The 12,709-nt window shown below is 33.9% G+C and carries 16 protein-coding genes; 3 read left to right on the top strand and 13 right to left on the bottom strand.

The genetic code is table 11. The annotated features are described in order from the left end of the window. Positions 1-22 precede the first annotated feature (22 nt). The 13 genes from ACZZZT_RS05970 to ACZZZT_RS05910 form a co-directional block, all read right to left on the bottom strand. A complete protein-coding gene (locus ACZZZT_RS05970) occupies positions 23-625 on the bottom strand; it encodes a SprT-like domain-containing protein (protein ID WP_463459761.1) in 603 nt (200 codons plus the stop codon). An 89-nt stretch (positions 626-714) separates the two neighbouring features. After that, the gene (locus tag ACZZZT_RS05965; protein WP_463459760.1) at positions 715-1,392 is read right to left on the bottom strand and encodes an SDR family NAD(P)-dependent oxidoreductase; all 678 of its coding nucleotides are present in this window, start codon (positions 1,390-1,392) and stop codon (positions 715-717) included. A gap of 37 nt (positions 1,393-1,429) precedes the next feature. After that, positions 1,430-2,401, bottom strand: coding sequence for a M20/M25/M40 family metallo-hydrolase (locus ACZZZT_RS05960; RefSeq protein ID WP_463459759.1), 972 nt, complete (start codon positions 2,399-2,401; stop codon positions 1,430-1,432). Between the two features lie 25 nt (positions 2,402-2,426). After that, positions 2,427-3,083 carry a hypothetical protein gene (locus ACZZZT_RS05955; RefSeq protein WP_463459758.1) on the bottom strand — a complete coding sequence of 219 codons (657 nt, stop codon included), beginning with the start codon at positions 3,081-3,083 and terminating at the stop codon, positions 2,427-2,429. Positions 3,084-3,085: 2 nt separating this feature from the next. Then, positions 3,086-3,718 carry a hypothetical protein gene (locus ACZZZT_RS05950; RefSeq protein ID WP_463459757.1) on the bottom strand — a complete coding sequence of 211 codons (633 nt, stop codon included), beginning with the start codon at positions 3,716-3,718 and terminating at the stop codon, positions 3,086-3,088. A gap of 62 nt (positions 3,719-3,780) precedes the next feature. Further along, positions 3,781-4,119: a hypothetical protein gene (locus ACZZZT_RS05945; protein ID WP_463459756.1), complete on the bottom strand. Its 339-nt coding sequence runs from the start codon at positions 4,117-4,119 to the stop codon at positions 3,781-3,783. Positions 4,120-4,128: 9 nt separating this feature from the next. After that, complete coding sequence (locus ACZZZT_RS05940) at positions 4,129-4,839, bottom strand: NRDE family protein (RefSeq protein ID WP_463459755.1); 711 nt, start codon at positions 4,837-4,839, stop codon at positions 4,129-4,131. Beyond that, entirely contained in the window at positions 4,827-5,315 is a 489-nt protein-coding gene (locus ACZZZT_RS05935; protein ID WP_463459754.1) for a DinB family protein, read from the bottom strand. Before ACZZZT_RS05935 ends, ACZZZT_RS05940 begins: the two co-directional genes overlap by 13 nt. Positions 5,316-5,317: 2 nt before the next feature. Then, a complete protein-coding gene (locus ACZZZT_RS05930; protein WP_463459753.1) occupies positions 5,318-5,704 on the bottom strand; it encodes a DoxX family protein in 387 nt (128 codons plus the stop codon). An 8-nt stretch (positions 5,705-5,712) separates the two neighbouring features. Continuing rightward, positions 5,713-6,171, bottom strand: a complete 459-nt coding sequence (locus tag ACZZZT_RS05925; RefSeq protein WP_073395653.1) for a YHS domain-containing (seleno)protein — start codon at positions 6,169-6,171, stop codon at positions 5,713-5,715. Between the two features lies 1 nt (position 6,172). Further along, the gene (locus ACZZZT_RS05920; protein ID WP_463459752.1) at positions 6,173-6,775 is read right to left on the bottom strand and encodes a peroxiredoxin-like family protein; all 603 of its coding nucleotides are present in this window, start codon (positions 6,773-6,775) and stop codon (positions 6,173-6,175) included. Between the two features lie 88 nt (positions 6,776-6,863). Then, positions 6,864-7,541, bottom strand: a complete 678-nt coding sequence (locus tag ACZZZT_RS05915; protein WP_463459751.1) for a Crp/Fnr family transcriptional regulator — start codon at positions 7,539-7,541, stop codon at positions 6,864-6,866. A gap of 99 nt (positions 7,542-7,640) precedes the next feature. Then, positions 7,641-8,783 (bottom strand): acyl-CoA dehydrogenase family protein, encoded by a 1,143-nt coding sequence (locus tag ACZZZT_RS05910; RefSeq protein ID WP_042565810.1) that lies wholly within the window; start codon positions 8,781-8,783, stop codon positions 7,641-7,643. Positions 8,784-9,247: 464 nt separating this feature from the next. On the opposite strand from ACZZZT_RS05910, the gene ACZZZT_RS05905 reads away from it, so the two are divergent. The 3 genes from ACZZZT_RS05905 (at position 9,248) to ACZZZT_RS05895 (ending at position 12,442) form a co-directional block, all read left to right on the top strand. Then, entirely contained in the window at positions 9,248-9,823 is a 576-nt protein-coding gene (locus ACZZZT_RS05905) for a chalcone isomerase family protein (RefSeq protein WP_042565809.1), read from the top strand. A 146-nt stretch (positions 9,824-9,969) separates the two neighbouring features. After that, a complete protein-coding gene (locus ACZZZT_RS05900) occupies positions 9,970-11,196 on the top strand; it encodes a Glu/Leu/Phe/Val dehydrogenase dimerization domain-containing protein (RefSeq protein WP_463459750.1) in 1,227 nt (408 codons plus the stop codon). Positions 11,197-11,539: 343 nt separating this feature from the next. Beyond that, the gene (locus ACZZZT_RS05895) at positions 11,540-12,442 is read left to right on the top strand and encodes an energy transducer TonB (RefSeq protein WP_463459749.1); all 903 of its coding nucleotides are present in this window, start codon (positions 11,540-11,542) and stop codon (positions 12,440-12,442) included. Positions 12,443-12,709: the final 267 nt, after the last annotated feature.

Here is a 12,709-nt window from a genome sequence, read left to right as displayed (position 1 = left end):
TGGATTTTTTTTATTGGAATTTCTACTTGATGTTGATCAATTCAACCTCAGCATTTGGATTAAAAAGATAGGTTCTTCCTGAGCTTATTTCAATGCATTCAAAACGTTTTGTTCTCACTGCAAGTTTCTTGAATATTTTTCCGTTTTTAATTCTGAAAACACTTCCGTATGGAATCTCAAAAACATAGTTTTTATCGTTTTCCTTGTCGTATTGTTTTAAAGCCAGAGACAAAGTCGTATCTGTATCACTACTTGCTGTAGGATTCTTAAAATGCCTCGCTAACAACGGCAATAATTGCCCCGGGAAAATCTCCGGACGAATAAAGGGAACCATTAATCTTTGAAAAGTAAATTTCCATTCGTCGCCGTGCGGTTTTATATTTCGCCCAAACTTTTCAAAAGCAACCAAATGCGCAATCTCGTGAATTAACGTCATTAAAAAACGATATTTATTTAAACTTGCATTTACCGTAATTTCATGCTTGCCCGTATGTCCGCGTCTGTAATCGCCATGACGCGTTTGGCGCTCATTGACAATTTTGAGATGAACCTGATTGGCAACAATCAAATCAAATGCAGGTTTTACTGCATATTCCGGTAAATATTTAGCTAAGGTTTCGTTCAATTTTTTGAGTTAAATGTTATTCGTAAGAAGTTAAAAGTTTATTCGTTCAAAATTGGAATTTGGAATTTAAAAAATTGGAATTTATAATTTTAAGGATTCGTCGAAGAAACTTCCAAAACCTTCCCATTAAAATATTTATTTCCGTTTAAAGTAAAATCATAAATATAATTTGCCATTCCTTCGGCAGAAATTGGCGCCTGATAACCCGGGAAAGCTTCTTGCAACATTTCGGTTTGCACAGAACCTAAAGCCAGAACATTAAATGAAATTCCTTTTTCTTTATATTCTTCGGCTAATAATTCGGTTAAAGTAATTACGGCCCCTTTGCTTGAACTATAAGCTGCCAATCCGGCAAATTTAAGACTTCCCCTAACGCCGCCAATTGAACTTATGGTTACAACGTGGCTTCCGCTTTGAAGATAAGGTAAACAGATCCTCGTAAGATTTGCCACTCCAAAAACATTTACTTTATAAATACTTTCAAAATCAGCTTGCGTTGTTTCTGCAAATGGTTTTAATAATAAAGCCCCGGCATTATGCACAACGGCATCAACTTTTTTCCATGTTGACGAAAGAAAATCTTCAACAACAGCCAAAGCCGATTCGTTTGCCAAATCAACCGAAAGACAAGTTATATTTTGATGTTGTAAAAGTGCCTGAGGTGTATTTCTCGAGATAGCCAAAACCTGATGACCTGCATTGGCAAACTGCAAAGCAAGTTCATAACCAATTCCCCTGCTCGTTCCGGTAATAATAATATTTTTCATGTGGCAAAAATAAGCAATCCAACAAAAAGAGTAATTATTATTTCATTGTAATTTCCTCTGTTGGTGTATCTGCCATTTCAGTTACAGCAGGTAAAAATTCCTGTATAAAAGCAGTCATGTGTGGAATATCCATTAGTTTAAATTCATCTGAAACATGATGATAGAATTCGAAATTTTCAAAATCAAAAGTACTTATCGATTGACATGGTTTTTTGAATGCTTCATAAAAAGAGAAATTGTCAGATCTGTAAAACAATTTATACTCTGCTTCTTTTGGTAAAAACCCAATCGTATTTTTCCCTGTATATTGGTTTATTTTCTCAGCCATATTCGATTTATCAAAACCAGTTATATAAGCCAGATAATCGCGTTTCATTGGAACTCCAATCATTTCGATATTCAATTGTGCATATAAATTAAAATCCTGTGCTTTTAGTTTTTGAACTAAACTTTTAGAACCCAAAAGTCCTTTTTCTTCTCCGGCAAAAAACACAACCAAAATACTTCGTTTATTCGATTTTGTTTCTGTAAAATATTTTGCCATTTGAGCCACAGCTGTTACGCCCGAAGCATCATCATTTGCTCCATTATTTACAACATCATCTTGTTTCTTTTTCTCTAAACCAATATGATCGTAGTGTGCGCTTAAAACCACAAACTCTTTTTTAAGTACGGGATCTGTTCCTTCAATAACCCCAACGATATTAAAAGCCGGCAATTTAAAATTGGTAAGTGTATCGCGATAGGTTTTAAAATACGGTTTTACGTTATTCTTTTTTAAGAAATCTTCCAAAAATACTGCTGCTTTTTCTATTCCTCTGGTTCCGGTTTCGCGGCCTTCTAGTTCATCTGAAGAAAGATATTTTAAGAAATCCGAAACCTCAGTTTCCTGAACCTTGTATGTTATTTCAATTGGTTTGGATGCTTCTTTTGAAGATTTATCGCCTACTGTTGTATTCGATTTACATGCCAATAAAACAAATGGAAGAAGAAAGTATAGTTTTTTCATGGATGAAGAGTTTTAGCTTTAGAACCTAAATCCCTAAAGCAGATGATTTAAAATATTTTTTATACACTTTAAATACCTGAATACTCCCCAATAGAATGAAAAACAACGGAATAAAAACAGGCATTACATACTTTAAAAATGGGTTTGTTTTTTGAAATAAGGTTTGCAATGTAACTATCAAACTCAACATTCCTAAAAAAACACCAATCAAAGTTCCTGCAATATAATAATATTTTAGCTGTTTTTCGGTTGCAATATACTTTCCATTAATTAAATACAGATTCCAGCTGGTCCAGAATGGCACTTGCAAAAAATTAAAACAATTTAAAAAAACGCCAATTACAAACGGCGAATACATCAAAAATTGATTTATATGATTATTTGCAAGTGTCGTTTGATTGGAATTTGAATAAAATAAGTAAGCCAGAACAAACATAAACCCGACGGCAAAAAAATCAATAATCTTTATTAATTTCTTATTATTAACCAATTGTCTGGCAAAAAGCAGCGTAAAATAAATCACAAAAGTTTCAACGAAAACAACTCCGAATAAAAATAAAACTAAATGATGAAAGCCCGATCTTGAATAAATCTCTAATCCGGCGAGATTTAAATATCCAAGCGGAATTGAACCGATGAAACTCACCAGAAAACCAACACAGATATTTTTTAATCTTTTCATTTTTAAAAATTTATAATCTTATTATTCTGGGCAAGATGTAGTTTATATTCCCGCATTCCTACTTTATAATCTAAATACGGAACGCCCATTTTATGATTCACAACGCTTATTTCATACATATATGTAATATGTCTGGCGAGTTCTTTCCAGGCAAACCAAACGGAATGTTTGGGATCATAAATATGTGTTGGTTCGCTCGCGGCGCCATTAAGTTCTACAATTAAAAAGTTTTCTCCTCTTTCTAATTCTTCAAAAGTGTTGTACATAATATCAAAACGCCCGAAATAAAATTCCGGAATTTGAGTCGCAATATGATCTATCATTGCGGTTAGTTTTGGTGTAATTAAATCACTTCCATCCAAAAATTTAGCGCCGCGTGCATGATTACCAAACGGAACTAAGTTTATGCTTTCATCCTTTCTTAAAACTCGTTTCAATTGATCTCCATATTGTTCTTTTAAAGTTTCAAACTGAAATTTAAACCGTGGTGTTTTATGAATTAAATCTTCAATTGATGAAACGCCGTCGCCTTTTACAATTAAGAATTCTTTTGAAACTATTCCCGTAATTTTTCCATTCTTTTGATGTGGATGGCGTACGTAAAAAACGCCAACTTCATTTTTAAAGGGAATCAAATCCTGTAATAAAAAATCAAAATTTGCTTTTTCTGCGTAGTTTTTTAATTCAGAAACTGTTTTTATTTTTTTACACCAGAACCTCGCAAACCAATATCCGGTTTTGCGATTAATGGAAAATAGATTCCTTTCTCGACAACGGTTTCTATTATCTTTTTCAAATCTGTATTTTCCTTAATCAAAATAGTTTTAGGATAATATTTTTTGGGCAGTAAATCGTAAATCTGTTTTTTGCTTTCCATCATAAATCCTCCATTTTTAATTTTCGGATTTGAGGCATTAAAGAAAAAAATAGATCTTGCTTTGATGGCATAATAAGCCCAAAGAAAATAAATCGGAATGTACAAAACCTGAAATGGCCAATATTCCCAATTGGTGATTTTATGAAAAAATAGCTTCATGATACTTTATTAAATACTAATAAATGTTGTTGAAAAATCTTCTGCATTAATCAAATCATAATGCCTCATAATCCCTTTGTTTTGTTCTATTGTAACTTGTGTAATACTTAATGTTTTTAAAACATTCTGTCTGTTGATTACTAAACCATTTTCGGTATCGTCATCTTGTGTATTTCGATGAAAACGGAACATATCCTGTGGTGAAATTTCACTTTTGTCCTTTAAAAACTGCGTGAACCAATCAGAACGTTTTTTCCTTATTTCGTCTGGATATAAAGTAACCGACGACCAAATATGATTTTTATTTTGGTCTAACTTCGTCATCCTTTTTCCAAAACCGTTCCAGATAAGTTCATATAGTTTTTCTTCCTGATACAAAACCAATGTAAATGGCTCGATGTTTTCAAGGTTAATCTGAGTCCAAAAATCTTTGGGAGACTTACTGTACATAACATCCAGGGCAATTAATCCGCGGCTTTTTCTATAGGAGAAAGCCGCTTCATGTTTTTCCAAACCTCCATTTAAAAGCACTAAAACCGTCTTATCCGCATCAACAGCAAACCAGGTTCCTCCCGCTTTTGGATCTTTTGGATATATAACATTCTTACCGTTTTGATTGTAATTTTTTGGTGCGATTGCACCTGGCCGAACAACTTGTTCATCACGGTTCGAAGTAATCATTACAACTCCATTATTATTTACAAAACTTACTGTACACATTGTTTTCTATATTCTATTGTAGAGCGTGCAACTCCAAAATTCTCGTGTACCATAACATTTTTATATTGTAGAACAGCCACTTTTATCAAAGCCTGATGGTGAACGCAATGTTCCAGATTATATAATAACTCTCTATAATAATTGGTCTGAATTCGCATGGTAAGTCCATCAATAAACTGCTCCAGATAAAGTATTTTATTTTCGGTTTTCAAACTTCTTTTTATTTCAAAAATGCATTGTTTTGCGTAATCTGTCTCGGTTTGAATTTGTATATTTCTTTCTCTTTGATCATAATTTAAAACTCCTGAATCATAGCTTTTATCAAGACATTGAAACATTTCAAGAATATGTCTGGTGTGTTCTCCAATACTTGAATTGCTTAAAGCTTCGCATGGTTTTGAATAATCATGATCTGATAGCTGACCTAATAAATTAATTAGCTCATCTAAACTGCGATGTATCGATTTTATCAACATAATTATTTCGCTTTTAAAAGGTTAAAAAAATTATTTCTACTCATATTAATTAATTCTATGCAACTCAATAACACGATCAACGCCAATACAAAAAGTAATCCTCCGTCGTTTTCAACCGCTATTCCTAAAACAAATAAATGCGAGAGAATAGCACCAGTCATAATTCCGCAGGCTAATAAAGCGCCCATCCAGGTTGTTTTTGGTATTAAGATTAAAATGACGGCAATTAATTCGGCAATTCCCGAACCAATTCTTCCGTAAGGTTCCATTCCTAATTTGGAGAAAATATAGACACTTTCTTCGGCTCCGCTGAATTTAAAAAATAGTGTCTGCAATAAAATAGCTGCGGCAACTATTCTTAAAAACCAAACTAATTTTTTCCTTTTCATGATTTCTTTCATTTATAAAATTTCTTCCAGTTATTATCTGCTTTCGATTTTAAATTACTCTCATCTTTATTCCAGCTTTTCAATGTATTATTTAAATAAGCGTTGTAATACAAATAGAGTTTTCCGTCAATAATTTTAAAAGTCTCGGGGTTTATTTCGACTTTTTCTCCGGCGCTTCCCATTGCGTAAGCGCACCAACCTCCATATTGAGGTTCATATTTGGAAGGATTTTTTACAAAAGCATCTTTGTTTTCGTTAGATGAAAATTTATAAATCACTCCCTGATAGTTGGCTGCTATTTCTTTTTTGCCTTTTACAGCTTTTCCCACATTAAAATAGGCAACGGGATCGTAACCCAGAATAGCAACTTTGTTTTCTAAATTATATTGGGCAATGCGTTTCGAATCGTTTTGAGCAAATGAAGCAATTGAAACAAATAGTAATACGAATAATGTTAGCTTTTTCATCTTAGTTTATTTTTAAATTTTTTAATACAGAAATCAATAATTCAGATGAAATCCGATGTTTAAAATCTGGTGAAATATATTCGAATAAAATGTCACTATCAGCATTTACCACAAAAACAGAAGGAACAGGTAAAAAACTCGTATTCACTCCATTAGAATATACGTTAATTGTTGATTTATAGTTTTCAGGAGCTTCAAAAGCAATTCCTGCCGCTTTTATCAAATCTCCTTTTGAGTCAGAAAGCAAAGTGTATTTTACTTTATCTTTTTCTGCTGTAATTTTTAAGTTTTCGGGAGTATCAGTACTTATCGCAATAATTTGATATCCTAAATCAAGAATTTGTTTTTCGGCTTCAGCCAAAGCAGAAAGATGCATATTGCAATACGGACACCAGCCACCGCGATAAAAAACCAAAACGGTCTTTTTGTTTTTAAATAAATCAGAAAGCTGAACAGCTGCATTTTTAGCTGTCTTTAAAGTAATATCCGGAATTTTTTCTCCTATTAACAGTGGAGCAATATCATTCGCAGTTTTAGGCACTGCGGTTTGAGCATTAGCAACGAAACTTATTGTTGCCAAAAGCATAAAGAGTAGTTTTTTCATAGTTTTACATTTATCATTATTGATGATGTAAAACTACTTTACTATGAAAAAACAAAATGTCAGCTAATTTACACTTAGCTTAAAATAATTATAATTTGGTAATATCCTGAATCACAATCTCACTTCTGCTATAATGCAAAAGATTATTATTTTCCATTTCATTTAATAACTGAGTGGCGGTTTGCCGTGAAGTACAAATAATTTGCGCGATATCTGTTTGGGTTAGATAATTTTCGATGGCCACCATATTTCCTTTTCGAACACCTTCTTTCTCGGCCCAGTCTTTTAGAAATTGGTACATTCTGGTTTTGGCATCTTTAGAAATTAAATTAGCATAGCTATTTTTGATACGCTTCATTTTTAAACCAACAAATTTGGTATATGAAAGTGCCAACGAGGGATTTCGAAGCAATAAATCTTCAAAGTCTGACATCAAAAAACTGCAAATCGCCACGTCGTCAGAAAGTACTTTGGCATATTCTTCGACTTTATCATCGGTTTCCAGAGTCAATTCGCCAAACAAATCTCCTTTTTGAATAATATCTTTTATAGTTTCATTGCCAACTTCGTCAATAGCCACAATTTTGATGTTTCCTTTTTTCAATAAAAATATACGCGGAACATCCGAAGAGGAAAAATAAATAATCTCGCCTTTTGATGCTTTTTTAAAACCTGTAATAATGCACAATTGTTTAATTTGAGAAAAACTCAACGTTCTAAACAATTTGTGATCACGCAAATACCAATATTTTAAATCTTCGTACATAAAAATACTTTTTGTAAATGTAGCAAAATTAAAAAGCAAACAAAAAAACCCTTTCGAAGCCAAAGCCTGAAAGGGTTTATAATATATTTTGAAGGAAATTTATCCCGCAATAACCGATCTTGAAATTACAATTTTCTGAATTTCAGAAGTTCCTTCGTAAATCTGAGTGATTTTTGCGTCACGCATAAAACGTTCAACGTGATATTCTTTTACATAGCCATTCCCACCATGAATCTGAACAGCCTCAACAGCTGTATCCATTGCAACCTGTGAAGCAAATAATTTTGCCATTGCACCACTTACATCATAGTTTTTGTGCTGATCTTTATCCCAGGCCGCTTTCATACATAAATGACGCGCCGCTTCGATATTTACTGCCATGTCTGCCAATTTAAAAGCAATTGCCTGATGGTTGCAGATTTCAGTTCCAAAAGCTTTTCTTTCTTTCGAATATTTTAATGCCAGTTCGTAAGCTCCAGATGCAATCCCTAAAGCCTGAGAAGCAATTCCGATACGTCCTCCGGCAAGGGTTTTCATTGCAAATTTAAATCCGAAACCATCTTCGCCAATTCTATTTTCTTTTGGAACTTTTACATCATTAAACATTAAAGAGTGTGTATCAGAACCGCGAATTCCCATTTTTTGTTCTTTTGGACCAACCGAAAAACCAGGCATATCTTTGGTCATAATCAACGCATTGATTCCTTTGTGTTTTTTCTCAGCATGTGTTTGGGCAATTACTAAATAAACAGATGCCGTGTTACCGTTAGTAATCCAGTTTTTTGTTCCGTTTACCAAATAATGGTCGCCCATATCAATGGCAGTTGTTTTTTGCGAAGTGGCATCACTACCCGCTTCCGGCTCGCTTAAACAGAAAGCTCCGTGTATTTCACCTGAAGCTAATCCCGGTAAATATTTTTGTTTTTGCTCTTCGGTTCCAAATTCCTGTAAACCCCAGCAAACTAATGAATTATTAACAGACATTACTACAGAAGCCGAAGCATCAACTTTTGAAATTTCTTCCATTGCAATTACGTACGAAATTGTATCTAAACCGCTTCCGCCGTATTTAGGATCAACCATCATTCCCATGAATCCCAGTTGTCCCATTTTTTTTACTTGTTCTGTTGGAAAAATTTGTTTTTCATCGCGTTCGATAACTCCCGCCAACAATTCGTTTTGGGCAAAATCTCTCGCAGCTTGTTGAATCATTAAATGTTCTTCGGTAAGATTGAAATCCATAGTGTCGTTTATTTTTTGTTTTTGCTAAACCAAAATTAAAAATAGTAGTTCAGCTAGTGGTTTTTTTGTGTTTTTGAATTGCTTTTTCTTCACCTGAATAAAGGCTTCCAAAGATAATTTTTAAAGTCGAATTAACAATGCGTGCATATAATTTTAAGATATTAGCAAGAATCACGATAACGTTTTCGTGATTATGTTGAATTTTAGTCTCTATAACGTGAAATTTGCAACATTTTCTTCAAAATTTAAGAATTAAGTTATCGATAAAAAAGTACTATTTATAAAGGTTTAAATAATTCAGGACGCAAAAAAACCAAAAGCCATAAAACCACGTATATGTACGTAAAACAAGTCTTACTAATTTGATTATGAATAAACTAGATCAAAAAAAATAATTTCAATATGTTAAAAAATCGGAAAATTAACATTAATTTTGCCTAAAAAAAATAAACTATCGATAGAGTATGAAAAAGATTTTACTATTATTTGCATTCATTTTAAGCCTTCAGTTTTCAACAGTTTCTGCACAAACCCACCTTGAGGTAAACGGTGTTACTGTACCTAGAAAAATTGAATTTCAAAACAAAACTTTACAGCTTAATGGCGCGGGCGGAAGATCTAAAATGTGGTTAGAAGTTTATGTTCAGGCTTTATATTTATCTCAATTAAGCCAGGATCCAAAATTTATTATTGACAGCGATACTGAAATGGCGATTCGAATTGAAATTACCTCATCAATGGTTTCTTCAAACAAACTAACAAAAGCAATGAATGCAGGTTTTGAAAAATCTGCCGGAAGCAATTTTGAGGAATTAAAACCGAGAATTGAAGATTTTAAAAAATTATTAAGTGATGTAATTACAGAAAAAGATGTTTTTGTTTTGGCATACAATCCTTTTGATCAAACGATCAACGTAATTAAAAATGATGTTGTAAAAGGAAAAATTCCTGGGTTTGATTTCAAAAAAGCATTATTCGGAATCTGGTTATCTGACAAACCGGTTGACGATACATTAAAAAAACATTTATTGGGGCAATAATTTAATTACCTGAATTATATAAATTTCAAAGCCGAAAACTATTACGTTTTCGGCTTTTTCATTTTGTTGAATAAAATTGCCTTGAAATACATTATTCGCATTATTCTATTTTATACTTTTACGCAAAATAAACATATCTTAACAAAATGAAAGATTTATTACAGCAATTTGAAAATAAGGAACCTGAAATTGTTTTTAACTGGAAAGATTCTGAAACAGAAGCCGAAGGTTGGACAGTAATTAATTCACTTCGTGGAGGAGCTGCGGGTGGTGGAACAAGAATGAGAAAAGGCTTGGATATGAACGAAGTTTTATCACTGGCCAAAACTATGGAAGTAAAATTCTCGGTTTCAGGTCCTGCAATTGGCGGTGCTAAATCCGGAATTAATTTTGACCCGAACGATCCTCGTAAAAAAGGTGTTTTACAACGTTGGTACAAAGCGGTTTCGCCTTTATTAAAAAGTTATTACGGAACTGGTGGAGATTTGAACGTGGATGAAATTCACGAAGTGATCCCGATGACAGAAGAATGTGGTGTATGGCATCCGCAGGAAGGTGTTTTTAACGGACATTTTAAACCAACAGAAGCTGATAAAATCAATAGAATTGGTCAATTACGTCAGGGTGTAATTAAGGTAATCGAAAATCCTAAATTTTCACCGGATGTAACCAGAAAATATACTGTTGCCGATATGATTACAGGTTACGGTGTTGCCGAAGCTGTTCGTCATTTCTACGCAACTTACGGCGGAGACATTAAAGGTAAAAAAGCAATTGTACAGGGATTTGGAAACGTAGGTTCTGCAGCTGCTTTCTATTTAGCCGAAATGGGCGCAAAAGTGATCGGAATTATTGATCGCGATGGAGGTTTAATTAAAGAAGAAGGTTTTTCGTTTGAAGAAATCAGAACTTTATTTTTAAACAAAGACGGAAACAAATTAGTTGCCGATAATATGATTCCGTTTGAGGAAATCAACTCAAAAATATGGACTATTGGTGCTGAAATTTTCACACCTTGCGCTGCTTCAAGACTGGTACAACAAACGCAAATTGACAGTTTAATTGCAAACGGATTAGAAGTTATTTCATGTGGGGCGAATGTTCCTTTTGCTGACAAAGAAATTTTCTTCGGATCGATCATGGAAGAAGTGGATCGTAAAGTCAGCTTGATTCCTGATTTTATTTCAAACTGCGGAATGGCAAGGGTTTTTGCTTATTTCATGGAGAAAAAAGTGCAAATGACAGATGAAGCGATCTTTAATGATACTTCAGACATTATAAAAAATGCGATTGTTAAGGCTCACGCTTTAAATCCATCGAAAACAAATATTAGTGCAACTGCTTTTGAGATTGCATTGAAACAATTAGTATAATTTTTTATACTTTATTTCTAAAACGGATCAAATACTTTTTGGTTCGTTTTTTTTTACCGCAGAGTTCGCAAAGGTTTTTCGCAAAGTTCGCAAAGGTTAATTTGAGTTGATTCTCAAGGGAAGTTCGCAAAGCTGTTTGTTTTAATATCGCGCAAAGGCGCAGAGTGGCAAAGAAAAACTTAAAAAAGAAAAACTTTGCGACTCTGCGCCTTTGCGAGAAATTAATTAGCGTTCCTTGCGTAAATCCTTGCGGACTTTGCGGTTAAATTCTCTCCCATATTCTAAACAATTTTTAGTACTTTTAAACGTTTTTATTAAATACATTATAAAATTCAGAATCAAAATGAGTTCCACAGATTCTTCAGATAAAAAGAAATCATTATTACTCACCACTGCGATATATGCGGTAATAATACTATTGCTGTTTTTTATACGTTTTTGGCCTCCATATAATCCGGAGAACAACGCAGCGCTTGCAGAAGGCGGTGGCGGTGGCGGCGTGACTATAAACTTTGGAGACAGCGATGTAGGATCTGGGGCAAATTATAAAAGTGAAGTTTTAAACGTTAAAAACGAAGCAAAAGCGACGCCTGCAAAAGCAACTCCTGAAGAAGCAATTATTACTCAGGAAAATACAGCAGATGACGATAATGACGTCGTTATTCCCGTAAAGGAAAAACCTAAAAAACCTGTTCCTGTTGAAAAACCGGAAACAAAACCTGTACCTCAAAAACCAAAAGTTTCGAATTCTACAAACGATGCTTTATCAAGTATTTTAAAAGGATCAAACAAAGGCGGAGACGGAGACGATAAAGCTGCAGGAAACAAAGGAAAAGCAAACGGAAGTTTAGGCTCAAACGGCTATTATGGAACCGGAGGTTCTGGTGGCGGAACTGGCGGAGGAAACGGAACCGGAAATGGGATTGGTACCGGAAGCGGTTACGGAGCCGGAAGCGGCGGAGGTTCTGGTGGCGGATCAGGATATTCGTTAGGAAACCGAAAAGCATTATCGAAACCTGCACCAAAATATACGTGTAACGAAGAAGGAAAAGTTGTTGTTGAAGTTACAGTTGACCAAAACGGAAAGACAATAAGCGCAACGGCAGGAATAAAAGGAACAACCAATACAGCAAGTTGTTTATTAGAACAAGCTAAAATTGCTGCCATGAATACAAAATGGTCGCCTGATGATAATGCGGCAGCCAAACAGGTTGGTAAGATTGTTTATAATTTTAGTTTAAATTAAAACACGAATTGCACTAATTTTCACGAATTATATTGATAATAAAAAGGCTTTCTGAAATATTTCAGAAAGCCTTTTTTGTGTGTTTTTATTTCACCAGTATGTCATTTCGAGGAACGAGAAATCACATACAGAGAGCGACGTACTGTGTGTCTTCTCTTTATGTGATTTCTCGTTCCTCGAAATGACATACTTTATAGCTACTTTTTCTTTCCTCTTTAATCTTTCCTCTATACTCTATACTCTATACTCTCTTTTTTCCGCGTGAGG

It is taken from the genome of Flavobacterium sp. AC274, assembly GCF_979258275.1.
Note: the sequence above shows the minus strand (reverse complement) of the source record. Positions and strands in the feature narration are given on the sequence as shown.

Excerpts from the sequence above, each read along its gene's own strand:
- ACZZZT_RS05965 (WP_463459760.1), bottom strand. The coding sequence starts at position 1,392 with ATGAAAAATATTATTATTACCGGAACGAGCAGGGGAATTGGTTATGAA.
- ACZZZT_RS05960 (WP_463459759.1), bottom strand. The coding sequence starts at position 2,401 with ATGAAAAAACTATACTTTCTTCTTCCATTTGTTTTATTGGCATGTAAA.
- ACZZZT_RS05955 (WP_463459758.1), bottom strand. The coding sequence starts at position 3,083 with ATGAAAAGATTAAAAAATATCTGTGTTGGTTTTCTGGTGAGTTTCATC.
- ACZZZT_RS05945 (WP_463459756.1), bottom strand. The coding sequence starts at position 4,119 with ATGAAGCTATTTTTTCATAAAATCACCAATTGGGAATATTGGCCATTT.
- ACZZZT_RS05940 (WP_463459755.1), bottom strand. The coding sequence starts at position 4,839 with ATGTGTACAGTAAGTTTTGTAAATAATAATGGAGTTGTAATGATTACT.
- ACZZZT_RS05935 (WP_463459754.1), bottom strand. The coding sequence starts at position 5,315 with ATGTTGATAAAATCGATACATCGCAGTTTAGATGAGCTAATTAATTTA.
- ACZZZT_RS05930 (WP_463459753.1), bottom strand. The coding sequence starts at position 5,704 with ATGAAAAGGAAAAAATTAGTTTGGTTTTTAAGAATAGTTGCCGCAGCT.
- ACZZZT_RS05925 (WP_073395653.1), bottom strand. The coding sequence starts at position 6,171 with ATGAAAAAGCTAACATTATTCGTATTACTATTTGTTTCAATTGCTTCA.
- ACZZZT_RS05920 (WP_463459752.1), bottom strand. The coding sequence starts at position 6,775 with ATGAAAAAACTACTCTTTATGCTTTTGGCAACAATAAGTTTCGTTGCT.
- ACZZZT_RS05915 (WP_463459751.1), bottom strand. The coding sequence starts at position 7,541 with ATGTACGAAGATTTAAAATATTGGTATTTGCGTGATCACAAATTGTTT.
- ACZZZT_RS05910 (WP_042565810.1), bottom strand. The coding sequence starts at position 8,783 with ATGGATTTCAATCTTACCGAAGAACATTTAATGATTCAACAAGCTGCG.
- ACZZZT_RS05905 (WP_042565809.1), top strand. The coding sequence starts at position 9,248 with ATGAAAAAGATTTTACTATTATTTGCATTCATTTTAAGCCTTCAGTTT.
- ACZZZT_RS05900 (WP_463459750.1), top strand. The coding sequence starts at position 9,970 with ATGAAAGATTTATTACAGCAATTTGAAAATAAGGAACCTGAAATTGTT.
- ACZZZT_RS05895 (WP_463459749.1), top strand. The coding sequence starts at position 11,540 with ATGAGTTCCACAGATTCTTCAGATAAAAAGAAATCATTATTACTCACC.